This is a genomic window from Parvibaculum sp., assembly GCF_030651915.1.
Taxonomy (GTDB): domain Bacteria; phylum Pseudomonadota; class Alphaproteobacteria; order Parvibaculales; family Parvibaculaceae; genus Parvibaculum.
Genome location: NZ_JAUSBV010000006.1, coordinates 1 through 15,189, shown reverse-complemented (window position 1 = coordinate 15,189; position 15,189 = coordinate 1). Strand labels below are relative to the sequence as shown.

18 protein-coding genes and 1 pseudogene are annotated in these 15,189 nt (G+C 63.5%); 6 read left to right on the top strand and 13 right to left on the bottom strand.

Going from position 1 to position 15,189, the window contains the following annotated elements; translation table 11 throughout:
• Window positions 1–74 precede the first annotated feature (74 nt).
• Window positions 75–677 (top strand): TetR/AcrR family transcriptional regulator, encoded by a 603-nt coding sequence (locus Q7V31_RS10165; protein WP_304734004.1) that lies wholly within the window; start codon window positions 75–77, stop codon window positions 675–677.
• A 49-nt stretch (window positions 678–726) separates the two neighbouring features.
• Here the strand turns inward: Q7V31_RS10165 and Q7V31_RS10160 are convergent, their stop codons facing one another.
• On the bottom strand, window positions 727–1,860 hold the full coding sequence (locus Q7V31_RS10160) for a ferritin-like domain-containing protein (RefSeq protein ID WP_304734003.1): 1,134 nt from the start codon (window positions 1,858–1,860) through the stop codon (window positions 727–729).
• Between the two features lie 185 nt (window positions 1,861–2,045).
• Here Q7V31_RS10160 and Q7V31_RS10155 point away from each other — a divergent pair, with 185 nt between their 5' ends.
• Complete coding sequence (locus Q7V31_RS10155) at window positions 2,046–2,858, top strand: alpha/beta fold hydrolase (protein ID WP_304734001.1); 813 nt, start codon at window positions 2,046–2,048, stop codon at window positions 2,856–2,858.
• 4 nt (window positions 2,859–2,862) lie between these two features.
• On the opposite strand, the gene Q7V31_RS10150 is transcribed toward Q7V31_RS10155, so the two are convergent.
• The 5 genes from Q7V31_RS10150 to Q7V31_RS10130 all read right to left on the bottom strand — a co-directional run bounded on the left by Q7V31_RS10150 (window position 2,863) and on the right by Q7V31_RS10130 (window position 6,342).
• Complete coding sequence (locus tag Q7V31_RS10150; RefSeq protein WP_304734000.1) at window positions 2,863–3,363, bottom strand: response regulator; 501 nt, start codon at window positions 3,361–3,363, stop codon at window positions 2,863–2,865.
• 5 nt (window positions 3,364–3,368) lie between these two features.
• Complete coding sequence (locus Q7V31_RS10145; protein ID WP_304733999.1) at window positions 3,369–3,905, bottom strand: hypothetical protein; 537 nt, start codon at window positions 3,903–3,905, stop codon at window positions 3,369–3,371.
• An 11-nt stretch (window positions 3,906–3,916) separates the two neighbouring features.
• Entirely contained in the window at window positions 3,917–4,414 is a 498-nt protein-coding gene (locus tag Q7V31_RS10140; RefSeq protein WP_304733998.1) for a response regulator, read from the bottom strand.
• 171 nt (window positions 4,415–4,585) lie between these two features.
• Window positions 4,586–5,467 carry a class I SAM-dependent methyltransferase gene (locus Q7V31_RS10135; protein WP_304733997.1) on the bottom strand — a complete coding sequence of 294 codons (882 nt, stop codon included), beginning with the start codon at window positions 5,465–5,467 and terminating at the stop codon, window positions 4,586–4,588.
• Between the two features lie 56 nt (window positions 5,468–5,523).
• On the bottom strand, window positions 5,524–6,342 hold the full coding sequence (locus Q7V31_RS10130; RefSeq protein WP_304733996.1) for a hypothetical protein: 819 nt from the start codon (window positions 6,340–6,342) through the stop codon (window positions 5,524–5,526).
• 111 nt (window positions 6,343–6,453) lie between these two features.
• Here Q7V31_RS10130 and Q7V31_RS10125 point away from each other — a divergent pair, with 111 nt between their 5' ends.
• On the top strand, window positions 6,454–6,930 hold the full coding sequence (locus Q7V31_RS10125; RefSeq protein ID WP_304733994.1) for an NUDIX domain-containing protein: 477 nt from the start codon (window positions 6,454–6,456) through the stop codon (window positions 6,928–6,930).
• 3 nt (window positions 6,931–6,933) lie between these two features.
• On the opposite strand, the gene Q7V31_RS10120 is transcribed toward Q7V31_RS10125, so the two are convergent.
• The gene (locus tag Q7V31_RS10120; RefSeq protein WP_304733993.1) at window positions 6,934–8,361 is read right to left on the bottom strand and encodes an amidase; all 1,428 of its coding nucleotides are present in this window, start codon (window positions 8,359–8,361) and stop codon (window positions 6,934–6,936) included.
• Window positions 8,362–8,526: 165 nt separating this feature from the next.
• Here Q7V31_RS10120 and Q7V31_RS10115 point away from each other — a divergent pair, with 165 nt between their 5' ends.
• Entirely contained in the window at window positions 8,527–8,898 is a 372-nt protein-coding gene (locus Q7V31_RS10115; protein ID WP_304733992.1) for a hypothetical protein, read from the top strand.
• A gap of 3 nt (window positions 8,899–8,901) precedes the next feature.
• On the opposite strand, the gene Q7V31_RS10110 is transcribed toward Q7V31_RS10115, so the two are convergent.
• Genes Q7V31_RS10110 through wrbA form a run of 3 tightly spaced genes read right to left on the bottom strand, consistent with a single transcriptional unit; the run spans window position 8,902 to window position 11,273 of the window.
• Entirely contained in the window at window positions 8,902–9,888 is a 987-nt protein-coding gene (locus Q7V31_RS10110; protein WP_304733991.1) for a glutathione S-transferase family protein, read from the bottom strand.
• A 32-nt stretch (window positions 9,889–9,920) separates the two neighbouring features.
• Window positions 9,921–10,631, bottom strand: a complete 711-nt coding sequence (locus Q7V31_RS10105; protein WP_304733989.1) for a pirin family protein — start codon at window positions 10,629–10,631, stop codon at window positions 9,921–9,923.
• Window positions 10,632–10,661: 30 nt separating this feature from the next.
• Window positions 10,662–11,273, bottom strand: a complete 612-nt coding sequence (gene wrbA, locus Q7V31_RS10100; RefSeq protein WP_304733988.1) for an NAD(P)H:quinone oxidoreductase — start codon at window positions 11,271–11,273, stop codon at window positions 10,662–10,664.
• Between the two features lie 124 nt (window positions 11,274–11,397).
• On the opposite strand from wrbA, the gene Q7V31_RS10095 reads away from it, so the two are divergent.
• Complete coding sequence (locus tag Q7V31_RS10095) at window positions 11,398–12,336, top strand: LysR family transcriptional regulator (RefSeq protein WP_304733986.1); 939 nt, start codon at window positions 11,398–11,400, stop codon at window positions 12,334–12,336.
• Here the strand turns inward: Q7V31_RS10095 and Q7V31_RS10090 are convergent.
• Window positions 12,309–12,473 carry a hypothetical protein gene (locus Q7V31_RS10090; RefSeq protein WP_304733984.1) on the bottom strand — a complete coding sequence of 55 codons (165 nt, stop codon included), beginning with the start codon at window positions 12,471–12,473 and terminating at the stop codon, window positions 12,309–12,311. The genes Q7V31_RS10095 and Q7V31_RS10090 overlap by 28 nt on opposite strands.
• Before the next feature lie 75 nt (window positions 12,474–12,548).
• Window positions 12,549–13,463 carry an SDR family NAD(P)-dependent oxidoreductase gene (locus Q7V31_RS10085; RefSeq protein ID WP_304733983.1) on the bottom strand — a complete coding sequence of 305 codons (915 nt, stop codon included), beginning with the start codon at window positions 13,461–13,463 and terminating at the stop codon, window positions 12,549–12,551.
• 376 nt (window positions 13,464–13,839) lie between these two features.
• Here Q7V31_RS10085 and Q7V31_RS10080 point away from each other — a divergent pair, with 376 nt between their 5' ends.
• Window positions 13,840–14,349 carry a GNAT family N-acetyltransferase gene (locus Q7V31_RS10080; protein WP_304733982.1) on the top strand — a complete coding sequence of 170 codons (510 nt, stop codon included), beginning with the start codon at window positions 13,840–13,842 and terminating at the stop codon, window positions 14,347–14,349.
• Here the strand turns inward: Q7V31_RS10080 and Q7V31_RS10075 are convergent.
• Window positions 14,346–15,109, bottom strand: a pseudogene (locus tag Q7V31_RS10075) (IS5 family transposase). The gene Q7V31_RS10080 and the pseudogene Q7V31_RS10075 sit on opposite strands and share 4 nt — an antisense overlap.
• Between the last annotated feature and the right edge of the window lie 80 nt (window positions 15,110–15,189).

Below are 15,189 nucleotides of genomic sequence, written 5' to 3'. Positions count from 1 at the left end.
TTTCATACAAGGTGTATGAGATACAGGCTGTATAATCCGAAACGAGTTTCCATACAAGCTGTATGAAAGAGGAAATGACGCGCGAATCCCCCGCCAAACGGCCCTCCAGAAACCGCGACAAACTGCTGAAAGCGGCGCGGCGGCTGTTTGCCGAGCGCGGCTATGCCGAGACCGGCACCGAGGACATTGTGCGGGAGGCCGGGGTGACGCGGGGGGCGCTCTATCATCAGTTCGCCGACAAGCAGGATCTCTTCCGCGCCGTGCTCGAGGAAATGCTGCCCGAGATCGGGCAGCGGCTGTTTGACGAGACGATGGCGCGGATCGCCCATGACCGCGACGATCTGCAGGTCGGGGCGCAGGTGTTGCTGGGCATTTATACCGATCCGGAAGTGCGGCGGCTGTTTCTGATCGAGGGGCCGGCGGTGCTCGGGCTTTCGGACTGGCGCGCGTTGCAGGCGCCGCTGTCGACGCTGTTTCTCGATCACGCGCTGCAGCATCTGGTCGATGAGGGCTTCATCGCCGCCGGCGAAATGCGCGCGGTGAACGAATTGCTGTCGGGGGCGCTGCAGCAGGCCGCCCTCGGCATTGCCGCGGCCGACGCGCCGGAGGCGGCGCGGGCCGGTTATGCGGCGGGGCTCGACCGGCTGATCGGCGGGCTGATGAAAGGCCGCGCATGAAAAAGGGCGGCAACCGGAGTTGCCGCCCTGATGCGTGCCGCCGGTGCCGTTATTCGGCGGCGGACATCTTGTCGAGCGAATAGGCGCGGTTGCCCTGACCGTTGAGCTGCAGAAGGTATTTGATGCCTTCTTCGGCGATGTCGTCGCCGATCATGCGGTCGCTCTCGCCGTAAAGTTCCTTCATGTCGATGAAGGCGGCATAGTTGGGCGCCGTGCGGCCGGTGATGATGCCGGCCTTCAGCAGCGTCTTGATCAGCACGCGGAAGATGTTGGACGATTCCTGCATGCTTTCGCGGATGTGCTTGTCGGTCAGCGCTTCCATGAAGGCGCCCTGTACCCATTCCCATTCAAGGCCGACGGCAGCATAGATGTGTTTCTTCTGTTCGGGCGAGCCGAGATTGTAGAGAAGGATCTGGAAGACTTCCCAGGCCCAGTCCTCGATCGCGTCGCGTTCTTCGGCCTTCAGGTTCGGAATGGTGCGGTCGGCCCAGATCTTGCCGAATTTGTGATGGAAGGCCTCGTCGGTCATGGTGAGCTGCATCAGCTTCACCATCAGCGGATCGCGGCCCCATTTGTAGAAGGAGGCAAAGGCGCCCATCGCAAGGCCCTCGACCAGCATCTGCATGCCGACGAGTTTCTTCCAGACCAGCGGCGTGTTGACGAGTTCGGTCAGCACATCGCCGAGTGCGGGCCCGACCGGCACCGGCTTGCCCCAGCGGGCCTTGATGTAGTTGGAGAAGCCGGCGACATGGCGGGCTTCCTCGCGGGTCTGGTTGGCGGCGTATTCCTGCGCGCCCGGATCCTTCAGGATGTGGCAGAGGCTCGCCGACAGGGCCAGCGCGCCGGCTTCACCGTGGAGGATCGAGGAGAGGCCCCATTGCACGTCGAGATTGACGAGCTTGATCTTCTGCTTCTCGTCGAGCTTGTCCTTGACGGCCGTTTTCAGGTCGGTGTTCTGCTCCGGATCGATGAGATACTCGTTATCCATGTCGAAGGGGGCGGAGAAATCGATGTATTTGGTGTCCATCGGATCCCAGAAATGATCGTGGGTCGCGGAGATGATCTTGTCGAAAGCGGTGGAGCGCTTGCCGTAGCGCTCGACTTCCATCATTGCCGGAAAGTCGTCCGGCGCGACGGCTTCGTAAGCCGAGTCCACCGTGATATTGGTCGTGATCTTTGTCATCTTCGCTCCTGCCCTGATCCGCAAAGCACGGCTCTACGGCCCGTGCTGTGCCTTGTTGGTTCCGCCGAATATCAATATAGGGCGAGGGGTTAATGGATGCAAAAAATAATGACGCTTCTGTCAACTTTCTCGGGACGGCTGTGGCAAGCTTTTGAAAACAAACGAAAAGCACGGGAATATGCGCAATGAAGAATGGAACGGTTGAGACGTCGCATGGCCGCCTGAGCTATCTGGACAGTGGCGGGGCGGGGCCGGCGGTACTGTTCATCCATGGCAATTCCTCCTGCAAGGAGATCTTCGGCCGGCAGTTGGAGAGCGAGATCGGCGCGCGCCATCGCTGCATTGCCTTCGACCTGCCGGGACATGGCCAGAGTTCCGATGCGCCGGAACCTGACAAGACCTATTCGATCCACGGCTTCGCCGATGCTTCGATGGCGTTTGCCGCGGCGATGGGCATCGAGCGCGCCGTCATTGTCGGCTGGTCGCTTGGCGGTCATGCCGCGCTCGAAATGATGGCGCGCTGGCCGGGCACGGTTGCCGCCTGGATCACCGGCACGCCGCCGGCCGGCGGCGCCGACATGGGAGAAGCGTTCCTGCCGTCCGAACACATGGCGCTGACATTCGCGGAGCGCTTCACGCCCGAGCAGGCGGCGATCTATGCGCAGGAAACGATCGGCGCGGGCGTGCCGCTCGAGCCCTGGATGGTCGAGGGCTGCCAGCGCGCCGACGGGCGTTTCCGTCCGCTGATGTTGCAATCGGTGGCGGCGGGGCTCGACATGGACGGGCGTGAAATCGCCGCGACTTCGCCGCTGCCGCTTGCCGTGGTTTCAGGTGCGGACGAGCCTTTCGTCAACAACGCCTTCCTGACAAGCATCAGCTACCGCCATCTCTGGGATGACAAGGTGCATGTTCTGGAAGGATTGGCGCATATGCCGTTCTGGCAGGCGCCGGAACGCATCAATCCGCTGCTGTCGCGGTTTCTGGCCGAGGTGACTTGAGGGATCAGGCGGCCGAATCGTCGGCGCTGCGTGCCGTCAGCCGGCGCGTCGGCGAGGGTCCGCGATAGCCCGGCTTCTCGATGAAATGGATCGGCTTTGAAACGGCGGCGACGATGGCCTCGTAGAGAACAGAAGCCGAGAGGGGCTTCGGGAGATAGTCGGTGACGCCCTGGTCGCGCGCATGGGCGACGCTTTCGCGGCCGATATGGCCCGAGATCATCAGGATCGGCACATCCGGATTGGCGCCCTCGGCGGCGCCGGCGGCGCGCACGCGCTGCGTCATTTCATAGCCGTCCATCGGCTGCATCGCGCCGTCGGTGATGATGATGTCCGGCTTGTGTTCGATGAAAGCGTCGAGGCCCTTCAAGCCGTCGCGCGCCTCGATAACGTGCTCCACGCCCATCGATTCGAGCAGGGCCGCCAGCAGCCGGCGCATCTCGGGGCTGTCATCGACCACGAGCACCGTCAGCTTGCGAAAAAACGCGGCATCTGCCTTGGTCGGCACGGGCATCATCCCAAACGTCTCCGTTCCGCCGCACTGGCCGCGATCAGCTTTTGCAGGGCGTTGAGCGTTTCGAGCGTGATTGCCGGATCGGCGCTTGGGCTTTCCAATGCCTCGCGGATGGCATCCAGATGGAAATGGAAGATCGTATCGTCGCTCCAGGCGGTTGTGCCCGCGCTTTCGATGTAGTTGCAGAGCGAATTGGCGAAGCGACCGACCATCGGATGACCGAATGTCCCGGCAAGGCCGCGCATGTCATGAACGATGGCATAGAGGCGGCCGCGTACTTCCGTGTCGCCACCGCAGGCAGGCTCGACCAGCGCCAACAGGGTTTGGACCTGTGCGCGCAATGCATCGCCGTAGCGTGTTTCGAGGCCTTTGATTGTCGTCTGCATCTGATCGAGCACGCGGGGGTCGAGGCGCATCGGCGCGACATAGTCGGCGCCGAGTTTGCGTTCGACGATCGATGGCACACGGACGAAGCGCACATCGGTCGGCGTCTCGTTCCTTGGTGCCTTGGGAAGCTTTTTGTCAAGGTCGGTCATCGGTCAATCCCTCAAAGAAGTGCCACGGTGCCGCGGCGATCGCTGCCGTCGTAGGGCAGGCTGCGGCGGCGGCGATCCGGACCACGATAGGTGGGCGTTTCGACGAACTGGCGCGGTCGGTCGATCACCTGTATCAGCCGCTGATAGAGACTGCGGGCGGAGATCGGTTTGGAGAGGAATTCGGTGATACCGATATCGCGCGCACGTTCGATCGAGGCGAGGTCGGTATGACCCGAAACCATGATGATCGGGACCATGCCAAGCGCGCCGCCGGTGATGTTGCGCAGTCTTTCGGCGAAGGCGAACCCGTCGATCGGCAACATGGCCGCATCGGTGATGACGATGTCGGGTTCGTAGCGCCGGAACAACTCCCAGGCCTCGGCGCCCTCGGCCGCCACGTGGACATTGGAAACCCCCAGGGCTTGCAACAACGTCATCAGCAGATGACGCATATAGGCGCTGTCGTCGACGACCAGCACGGTCAGCTTCTTGAAAATCGAATGCGTCATGTCCCCACCCGGATATGAAACGGAAGACGGACGCCGGGCCGGCTCATGCCGTACGCCGTCGCTCCATTTCAACCTTTACCGGCGTCAACCTTAATGGCCGTTCCTTAAGAAAATGGAAGCGCCGGCAAGGCGTGACTGACAAATTTGCCAAGGAATCCGGGGTTTTGTCGGCTATGCGCGTGCCGTGACGAGCCAGACCGCACCATCCATGACCACGCCCTCGGCGCTGGCGTGTCGCGCCAGCGCTTCCCGCACCGCGTCGATGGATTGCGTCCGCGCGGTTTCGTCCAACTCCCTGAAAATGCGTGCCAGCGGACCGATGTCCAACGTCTGTTGCAGGGCGTCGCCGACAGGATCGGCACCGCCGCCGACAACCAGATTCGCGTCGAAGGGCTCGATTTCGATCGCGCTGTAGCCTGCGTTTGTCAGGACGCCGCGAAGACGGTCTGGATCGTCGAAGGCAAACGGGCCCGGGGCGCCCGGAACGGCGGGTTCCTGTTTCGGGATATGCGGCAGGGCGGCGAAGAGCGGTACCGAAATCCAGGGATTTTCCTTCATCGGCCGCCAGCAGACAAAGGCGACGCGGCCGCCTGGCGTCAGCGCCTGGCGCAGATGCGTGAAGGCCGGGACCTGTTCGAGGAAAAACATGATCCCGAAACGCGATGCGAGAAGGTCGAATGTGCCCGGCGGGAAGGCATGCGTCGATGCGTCGGCCAGCATGAATTCCGCTGTGCTTTTCAGCGCCGCCGCCCGGTTCCGTGCCCGGGCGATCATGGGAGCGGAGATGTCGACACCGACGGTCTTCCCCTGCGCACCGGCGCGGATCGCGATGTCAAATGTTGTCGCACCGCAACCGCAGCCCACATCCAGAATCCGTTCGCCCGGTTTTACCGCCCCGATCCGCAGCACGGCATCGGAGAAGGGCTGCAGCATGCTGTCGAGCTTGTCCTGATAGCGCGCCCAGCGTTCGCCGGCGTCACCGTTCCAGTATTCGATCTGTTCGGCATTGGGGCCGTCGTTCGACAGCGCGCCGTCGGCTGCGTGTGGCGTCATTGTGCGACCTCCTGAATTTCGAGGTCATGCTAGCATGAGGCGCGCGGCCGTTGCACTCAGGTATCTGCGTTGCTGCGCCTGGATGGCTCTTCTGCGTTCAGGCGGCTCGCCAGCGCGCGGAGCTTCTCTTCGACCGCTTCCATGCCGAGTTCATATTCGGCGCTCTGACCTTTCGCGCTATCGACATCTTCAGCGTCGATGCCGGTCGGGAGCTGTGTTTCGACCGGGTGCGATCCAGCGATCTCAATCAGGCGCGCAAGCCGGTCGGCGATCAGGGCCGCTTGATCAGCGAAGCGTTCGGCGGCGCTGGCCCCGGTCAGACGCGCCGTCGCCAGCTCGGCGGCGATGGCTTCAATCTCGGTATCGTCGGCGAAGGCGCTTCGCGGCGGCGACAGGGAAAGACCACCCGGCCCGGTCGTCAGATTGACGATCGGGATGGACACGCCGGCACGCGCTTCGCTATCGAGCGCGATTTTGAAACTGGCGTGCTGTCCGGCAATGCGGCGACCGCTGATCAGGTTGACACGGTTGTGCGAGGCCGAACCGACAATGGCGTCGATCTCGGCGCGCAGATCGTCATAGCGGTCGGCCATGAGGGCGCGGCGGCCCAGGTCGGCGCTTCGGCCGGCGTCGGCGACCAGATCGGCAGCTTCGCGCAGACGTTCGGCCACGGCATCGATGGCGAGGACAGCCGTTTCGATGGTGCTGAGGGCGGTGGCAATGCGCTGGCCGAGTTCGGCGGCTGTCAGCGAGCCCGACGCGGTGGCAGTGCTGCGCAAGGCGCGTTTCAGCGCCGCCGGCGTCATGTGCGGCGCTTCTTCCGGCTCCGGCGGCTCGAGATGCCGCCGCGCGATCAGTCGCGAAAAAAGACCCATATTGCCCTACCCGTCGGGCGCGGAGGCGCGCCGCCGGGGTCGAGACTATCGCGGCGATGGTTGACGGCGTCTAAAGGCGCAGGCGGCAAAATCCCGTGCTAGATTGCGCCCATGCCCCATTTTCGTGCCCTGCTCTGGAAAGTAGCCCGGCCCCTGGCGCGGCTTTATTGGCGGGTCCGGCGACCGCTGACGGCCGGCGTGCGCGCCATGGTTTTCGATGCGGAGGGCCGCGTGCTGCTGGTGCGCCACACCTATATCGCCGGCTGGTATCTGCCCGGCGGCGGTGTCGAGCGCGGGGAAACGATGCTGACTTCGCTGAAGCGCGAACTCGACGAAGAGGTGGGCGTGTTGCTCCATGGCGTGCCGAGGCTTGCCGGGCTTTTTGCCAATTTTCGCGAGTTCAAATCCGACCATGTTGCGCTTTATGTGCTCGAGCACGGCGTCTACAAACATGTGCCGCGCAAGAGTCCGGAGATCGCCGAGGCGGGGTTCTTCGCGCTGGCGGAACTGCCTGAGGCAATCAGCATATCGACGCGCCGCCGCATCGCCGAAGTTGTCGAGGGGCGAGCGCCTGACGAATTGTGGTAGCGCTCAGAGCGAGGGCCTTCGCCCGGCCCAGGGACGGGCTTCCTCCAGTTGTGCCGCGAGACGAAACAGTGTCGCTTCGTCGCCGAAGCGGCCGGTAAACATCGTGCCGATCGGAAGACCGTCGGCATTCCAGTTGAGCGGCACCGACATCGAGGGTTGACCGGTCATGTTGGCGATGGCGGTGCCGGGCATGTATTCGTAGCTGACGCGCATATATTCGCCGACATCCGCGGACATCATATCGAGTTTGCCGAGCAGCAGCGGCGGCACGCCGAGCGTCGGCGCCAGCAGGATGTCATATGTCTCCTGAAAGGTTGCGATCTGGCGGCCGAGGCGATGGATGAAAAGCGTTGCTTCCGCATAGTCGACACTGCCGCGTGCTTCGGCGCTTTTCGCGATCAGCCAGGTGATGTGCTCAACGTCGTTCTGCGTCACCTCGCGGCCGAGCGCCTGGGCGCGCTGGCGGAAGGTAAGGCCGGTATTGGCGCCGACGATGACGGCCTGATGGCGGGAGATTTCCTCGCGGACGAGGGGCGGGGCGGCTTCCTCGACATGATGGCCGAGGCTTTCGCAAAGTGCCGCCGCTTCCTTCACAGCCGCAACGACATCGGGGTGACATTGCGAACCGTCGGAGCGCCGTGTCGTGAAGGCGATGCGCAGGCGGCCGGGCTTCGCGCCGACTTTCTGCAGGAAGGGCCGCGCCGGGGCCGGCGCCGCGTATGGATCGCCCGGCGCGTCGCCGGCCGTTGCGTCGAGCGCGGCGGCGCTGTCGCGCACCGAGCGCGAGACGACATGCGAGATCGAGAGGCCCGCCCAGCCCTCACCGCGATCGGGGCCCATCGGCGTGCGGCCGCGTGTCGGTTTCAATCCGAAGAGGCCGCAGGCGGCGGCCGGAATGCGGATCGAGCCGCCGCCGTCGCTGGCATTCGCGAAAGGCAGAATGCCGGCCGCGACCGCCGCCGCCGCGCCGCCCGACGAACCGCCCGGCGAATGCTCGATGTTCCACGGATTGCGCGTGGCCCCGTAGAGCCGCGGCTCGGTGGTGCCGGCGAGGCCGAATTCGGGCGAGTTGGTTTTGCCGAATATGACGAGACCGGCCTTCAGATAGCGCTCGGTCAGCGTCGAATTGTGATCCGCCTTGTTGCCCTCGAAGAGCGCCGAGCCATAGGTCGTGACCGTGCCTTCGAGCAACAGGTGCAGGTCTTTCAGCAGAAAGGGTACGCCGCTGAAAATGCCTTCGGGCAGGCCGCGCGCGACCTGCGCGCGCGCTTCATCGTAGTGCTTCATCACCACGGCGTTGATCTTCGGGTTGATCGTTTCGGTGCGGAGGATCGCCTCGTCGAGCAGGTCGCTTGCGCTCACATCGCCGCGCTTGACCAGGGCGGCAAGGCCCAGACCGTCATATTTATCGTAGTCCGAAAAACCGCCCATTTGCCCGCATCCCCTTCGAATGTCTCGCTTTTGACGGCCGATCTTAAGGAGGGTGCGGGGGTTCTGCCCATGATTATTTTTCGCCACATTTGCGAGCTAGAAAGAAGACCGGCGGGGCGGCTTGCGACGGCGCGGCCGGAGACGGGCGTGCAGATGGAGGTTGCCATGAGACGGAAGATCATCGGTGGGTGCGTGGTTGCGGCGCTGGCGTTTGGCGGCATTGGCATTGCCCAGGCGGCGGACAATGTCGACTGGAGCGCGTTGCCGACAAGTGAGGCGGCCTTGAAGCAGCTCGATAGCGATCAAGAGCGTGCGGTGCGTCGCGCCGTACGCCATTGCGGTGATTTTGGCCGCTCTCAACATTTGAGATCGGCCTGTGTCTTCACCGATGTCGATCGCTTCATGCGACAAAGCGACGATGCCGCCTTGCGTGCCTATCATTTCGCGCTGCCGCGTTCGATGCGCTACAAGGAAAACCGCAACACCGGCCTTGCGATCAAGCAGGTGCTCGAGAAGCGCCAGTCGGCGGTCAACTGAGCGTCAGGAGGCGGCGCGTTTCTTTTCGCGCGGTTCTTCGAGATCGAGGATCGGCCCCACCGGGACAATACCGGTGGGGTTGATCGTTTTGTGACTGCCGTAATAGTGCTGCTTGATATGGTCGAAGCTCACCGTCGCCGCGATGCCCGGCATGTTGTAGAGCCTGCGCTGCAAGCCCGAGAGATTCGGATAGTCGGCGATGCGCCGCAGGTTGCATTTGAAGTGACCGTGATAGACGGCGTCGAAGCGGATGAGCGTCGTGAAGAGGCGCCAGTCGGCTTCGGTCAGCCGGTCGCCGGCGAGCCAGCTTTGCGTGGAGAGGATTGTTTCGATCCGGTCGAGCTCGGCGAAGAGTGCGGTCACGGCCTCTTCGTAAACGGACTGGTCGGTGGCAAAGCCTGCTTTGTAAACGCCGTTGTTGACCTTGTCATAGACGGCTTCGTTGACGGCATCGATATTGCCACGCAGTTCGCGCGGATAGAAATCGAGCGTGTCATCGACACCATCCACGCCATCGAAGGCCGAGTTCAACATGCGGATGATGTCGGCGGACTCGTTGGAGACGATGGCGTCTGTCTTCTTGTCCCACAACACCGGCACCGTGACGCGGCCGGAGTAGTCGGGCTTTGCCAGCGTATAGATTTCGTGGAGGCGGGTCTTGCCGTTGACCGTGTCACGCGTGCCGCCCTCGCCGCGCAGGGTCCAGCCGTCCTCCAGCATCAGCGGATCGACGATCGAGAGCGAAATCTTGTCGTCGAGCTTTTTCAGCGCGCGGAAAATCAGCGTGCGATGCGCCCAGGGGCAGGCAAGCGATACATAGAGATGATAGCGCCCGGCCTCGGCCATGAAGCCGCCTTCGCCCGTGGGACCCGGTGCGCCGTCCGCCGTCACCCAGTTGCGGAAGGCGGCGTCCTGGCGTTTGAAGCGGCCGCCGGTCGACTTGGTGTCGTACCACTTGTCGGTCCATTTTCCGTCGACCAGAAGTCCCATTTTGCTGTCCTTTCGTTGCGCCGCCTGGCCTGTCAATCTTCGGGCGGCAAGTCGGCGAGCAGAATTTCTGCGTCTTCCGAAGCCCGGATGGTGAGCACCGTTTCGCCACGGATAGCCGCGCCGGCGCGCTCCGGCACACGCGTGCCGTTCACCGTCACGCTGCCTTTGGCCGGCACGAGATAGACCAGTCGGCCTGGCTGAGTGACATGGGTCACTTCGGTGTTCGCGTCGAGTGTTGTGCCGAGAATTTCGGCGTCCTGCGCGATCCAGAGGGCTTCGGCGGGCGCATCGGCCTTGCCGCTTGCCAGCGGGACGAGCTTTCCTTTCCGGTCTTCCTTCGGGAAGGAGGCCGTCTCCCAGCGCGGGCGAATGCCGTTTTGCGCCGTTTCGATCCAGATCTGGAAGAGTTGTGTGTCGCTGTCTTCGAGATTCCACTCTTCGTGCAGAATGCCTTTGCCGGCCGACATCACCTGCACATCGCCGGCCTTTGTCCGGCCTTCATTGTTGAGGTGATCGCGGTGGGTGATCGCACCCTCGCGAATATAGGTGATGATTTCCATGTCGCGATGGCCGTGCTGTGGAAAGCCCGTGCCGGGACGGATCAGGTCGTCGTTCCAGACGCGCAGCTTGCCCCAGCCCATGCGGGCGGGATCGTGGTAGCCGGCGAAGGAGAAGTGATGCTTTGCCTTCAGCCAGCCGTGGTCGGCGCCGCCGAGGCTTTCGAGTGGACGAATGTCGATCATGATTTTCTCCCGCCGGCCTTTTGCCGGACGCTATTGCTTCAGTTTCTGCGCGATGGCCGCGACATGCGCACCCTGTTTTCGCGCGAGGCTCAGTTCCTTCTTGCTCGGCTGGCGCTTGCCGTCGCCGCCGGCCAGCGTCGATGCGCCGTAAGGCGAGCCGCCGCGGACTTCCGAAATATCGAACAACTCAGTACCGACCGAATAGGGCAGGCCTACAACGACCATGCCGTGATGGAGCAGTGTCGAGTGAAACGAGGTGATGGTCGTCTCATTGCCGCCCCCGGTGCCGGTCGAGGTGAAGACGCTGCCCGGCTTGCCGGCCAGCGCGCCCTTCGACCAGAGGCCGCCCGTCTGGTCGAGGAAGGTGCGCATCTGGCCCGTCATGTTGCCGAAGCGGGTTGGGCTGCCAAAGACAATACCGTCATAGTCGGCAAGTTCCTGAGGGCTGGCGACCGGCGCCTCTTGGTCGACCTTCATGCCCGCGTTCTTCATTGCCTCTTCGGGCATGGTTTCGGGAACGCGCTTCAACGTCACCTCGACACCGCCGACGCTGCCCGCGCCCTCGGCGACGGCTTTCGCCAGCGTTTCGATATGTCCGTAGGCGCTGTGGTAGAGCACGAGAATCCTGGTCTTGTCGGCCATGCCGCCCTCCTGTTCAGGCCCCCAAAGGGGATGTCGTCAAATCTATGTCTCCTATCTAATTGGCATTGAATTAGATACAATGCAGACATATTGGAACAGATTGTTGCTAATAAGGAACAATGTGATGACGGATCTCAACGGGTTTGCGGTTTTTGCCCGGGTTGTCGAGCTGGGCGGCTTCACCGCTGCGGCCGAGGCGCTGGGGCTCTCCAAATCGGTGGTCAGCCGCCAGGTTTCGGCGCTGGAAGACCAGCTTGGTGTCCGCCTGCTCAACCGGACGACACGGCGTGTCGCCGTCACCGAGGCGGGCGCGCTGGTTTTCGAGCGGGCGAACCGCATCGTCGCCGAGGCGGAGGAGGCAGCCGCCGAGGCCAATTGCGTTGAAGGCCAGGTGCGCGGACGGCTGCGCGTCAACGCGCCGATGAGCTTCGGCATTCGTGAACTCGGGCCGGTGCTGCCGGCATTCCTTGCGCGCTATCCCGATCTCGACATCGATCTCGTGCTCAACGACCGCCGGGTCGACCTGATCGAGGAAGGGTTCGATGTGTCGCTCAGGATTTCGGAACTCGAGGATTCAAGTCTGATTGCGCGGCAGCTTGCGCCGGTCGAACGTTTCATCGTCGGTGCGCCGGCCTATTTCGAGAAGCAGGGGCAGCCGGAGCGGCCGGCCGATCTCGCGACGCATCCCTTCATGCTCTACACGCTGCTTGCGAAGCCGGGCCAGATGACGTTCACACGCAGCACGGGCCAGCGCGAAACGGCCGAGGTCAAGGGACGTTTCTTCTGCAACAATGCCGATGCGATGTTGCCGCTGATGCGGGCGGGCTCGGCGCTTTGCCTCGCGCCCGATTTCATTTGCCATGAGGACCTTCGTGCCGGACGTCTGGTGCGCGCGCTTGACGACTGGTCGATGCCGCCGCTGACGCTTCATGTCATCTATCCGCATGCGCGGCATCTCTCGGCCAAGGTGCGTGCCTTTGTCGATTTCGCGGTCGAGCATTTCGGGCCGGGCAAGGCGCGGTGGGAAGGCGTCGCTCAGTCCGTCTCGTCGTCTGCCGGCTGATCGTCCTCGACGGGGGGTTCGTCCGTCTTGCGGGAATATTTGCGCTTCGGCTTGACGATGCGCTTGCGGAACAGCGGATCGGCCAGCGCTTTGGCCACGGGGTTGCGTGGCTTCGGCGGCGGTTTGCGCTTCGTCATACCGGGCTCCGGAAATCAAAACGGCCGGGTCATTGGAGACCCGGCCGTTTCATCTGTCCAGCCCGTGCCGAGGGTTCAGACCGGCTCCCACGTAAACACCGAACCCGTATTGCCGAGATCGGTATAGCCGCCGGCCATGGCGGGCAGGCCGTGGGACAGGATCGTTTCCGGCGTCCAGCCGTCGATGCGGGCGACGCTCTTGACGGGCCGGGGCTGTGAGAAGAGCACGATCTCGTTGCCGCGAACGGAGAATATCTGGCCGTTCGTCGTGCAGGACGGAGCGGCGAGGGCGACGGCGAAATTGCCGACCTGTTCGGCGCGCATCGCATTCTTCATGCGCTCGACGCGCTTGGCCGATTCTTCGTCCTTGACCGGAATGGTGGCGATCATGCGCGTCCAGGCAAATGGCGCAATGATGTTGGAGCGGACGTTCTTCGCCGCGCCTTCCATGGCGATGATGCGCGAGAGGCCGGCAATTCCCATCTTGGCGGCGGCGTAGTTCGCCTGGCCGATATTGCCGATCAATCCGCTTGTCGAGGTGAAGAGGACGAAGTTGCCCTCCTGCTGTTCGCGGAAGTGATTGATGGCGGCGCGGGTGATGTTGTAGCTCCCCTTCAGATGCACTTCGAGCACGGCGTCCCAGTCCTCGTCGGGCATCTTGTGGAACATGCCGTCGCGCAGGATGCCAGCCGGGCTGATGATCGAGTGCAGGCCGCCGAAGGTATCGAGCGCCTGGGCGATCATGTTTTCGGCGCCCGACTTCATCGAGACGCTGTCGGAATTGGCGACCGCCTCGCCGCCGGCCGCCTTGATCTCGTCGACGGTCTTTTGCGCGGCCGAGGCGTTGCCCTCGTCGCCGCCCTTGACGCTGCCGCCGAGGTCGTTGACCACGATCTTGGCGCCCTGTTTCGCCGCGATCAGTGCGCATTCGCGGCCGATGCCGCCTGCCGCGCCGGTGACCAGCACCACCTTGCCCTCAAGAAGTCCCATGGCTTGCTCCCTGTCTCTCGTTGTCTTTGGGGTTTCCCGTGTTGGCGGGCAAGCTAGCCGATGGGGGCGCCGCCGTTCCAGCCTTTTTCATTCCCGGTGTGACCGCCATGAGGCTTTACGCAAGGATTTGGCCGTGCTACCCGACTAATCGTTCAAGGCAGCGGCTGACCCCCAAGGCGGGCGGCCCCGAGATGGATCGACGAAAATGGCACGCGGCGCAATGCAGCGACGACGAATGAGGGAAGGGAGCCGAGGTGCTCCCCGTTCCTTGCACGCCCGTGCGATCCGGCCGTCCCGCGTCTGAGCGCGAGGGCCAAAAGCGCAACGGGCAAGCGGTTCAGCCTGTTTTCGCGTTCACTGCCTGAAAGAAATTCCGATGTTTGAAATCGTCGCCGAGCGGCCCGAGCACGGGCCTGCCATCGAAGCGCTGCTCGACCTGTCCTTCGGTCCCGGCCGTTATGCCAAGGCCGCGCAGCGGCTGCGCGAGGGCAACCATCCGGTGCCGGAGCTTTGCTATGTCGCCTTTACGGGCGAGGGCGCCGAGCGGCGCATGGTCGGCGCCTTGAGCTTCTGGCCGATCCTGATCGGCGGCCGGCCGGGACTGATGCTCGGTCCGCTCGCCGTCGAGCCGCAGCTGCGCGGCAAGGGTTGCGGCATCAAGCTGATGGAAAAGGGGCTGGCCGATGCGAAGGCGCTCGGGCACCGCCTCGTCATTCTGGTCGGCGATGCGCCTTATTACGCGCGGGTCGGTTTCGGGCCGGTGCCGCCGGGGCGGCTGACGATGCCCGGCCCGGTCGATCCGGCGCGGCTGCTCTATCGCGAGCTCGACATCGGCGCCTTCACCGGCGTCAGGGGCGCCATCGAAAAGCCGCCGGAAGCGGGCTAGGTAGTGGACTCATAAGCACGGGCCCATATCCGGATTGAAGCGATGGCGACCGCAGCGAGGAAGTTGCGTGCGAGCTTGTCGAAGCGCGTGGCGACGCGCCTGAAGTGCTTGAGCTTGTTGAAGAAGCGCTCGACCAGATTGCGCTGCCGATAGATGCGCTTGTTGACGGAGCGATGGATCAGGCGCTGGCTGGTCGACGGGATGTGGGCTTTGGCGCCGCTGGCTCTGATCAGGGCCAGCAGCGCGTCGGCGTCATAGCCGCGGTCGGCGACGACGTGGCGGCACTTCAGACCGGCGAGCAGATGCGGTGCCGCGCGTAGATCGTGGGCCTGGCCGGCCGTCAATATGAGACGTACGGGCAGGCCGTTCTCGTCGACGAGGGCGTTGATCTTGGTGCTCAGTCCGCCACGAGAGCGGCCGATGGCGTGATCTTCGCCCCCTTTTTTCCACCGGCGGCATGCTGGTGAGCGCGGATGATGGAGCTGTCGATAAATGCCATCGAGTGAGGCGATCTGGCCGCCAAGGCCTCGAAGATCCGCACCCATACGCCAGCCTTGGCCCAGCGGTTGAAGCGATTGTAGACCGTCGTGTACGGCCCATAGCGCTCCGGCAGATCGCGCCAGGGTGAGCCTGTCCGCAGCACATAGAAGATGCCATTCAGAACCCGACGGTCATTCACCCGCGCCACCCCGCGCGGCTTGTTCGGCAACAAAGGCTTGATTAAAGCCCATTCCGCATCGCTCAGATCGAACCGTCCCATCTCTCCCTCCCAGAAAACCGAGAGAGAAAGTGAATCACGCTTCGCCTGTCAGCGGAATCCCTTTATGAGTACAGAACCTA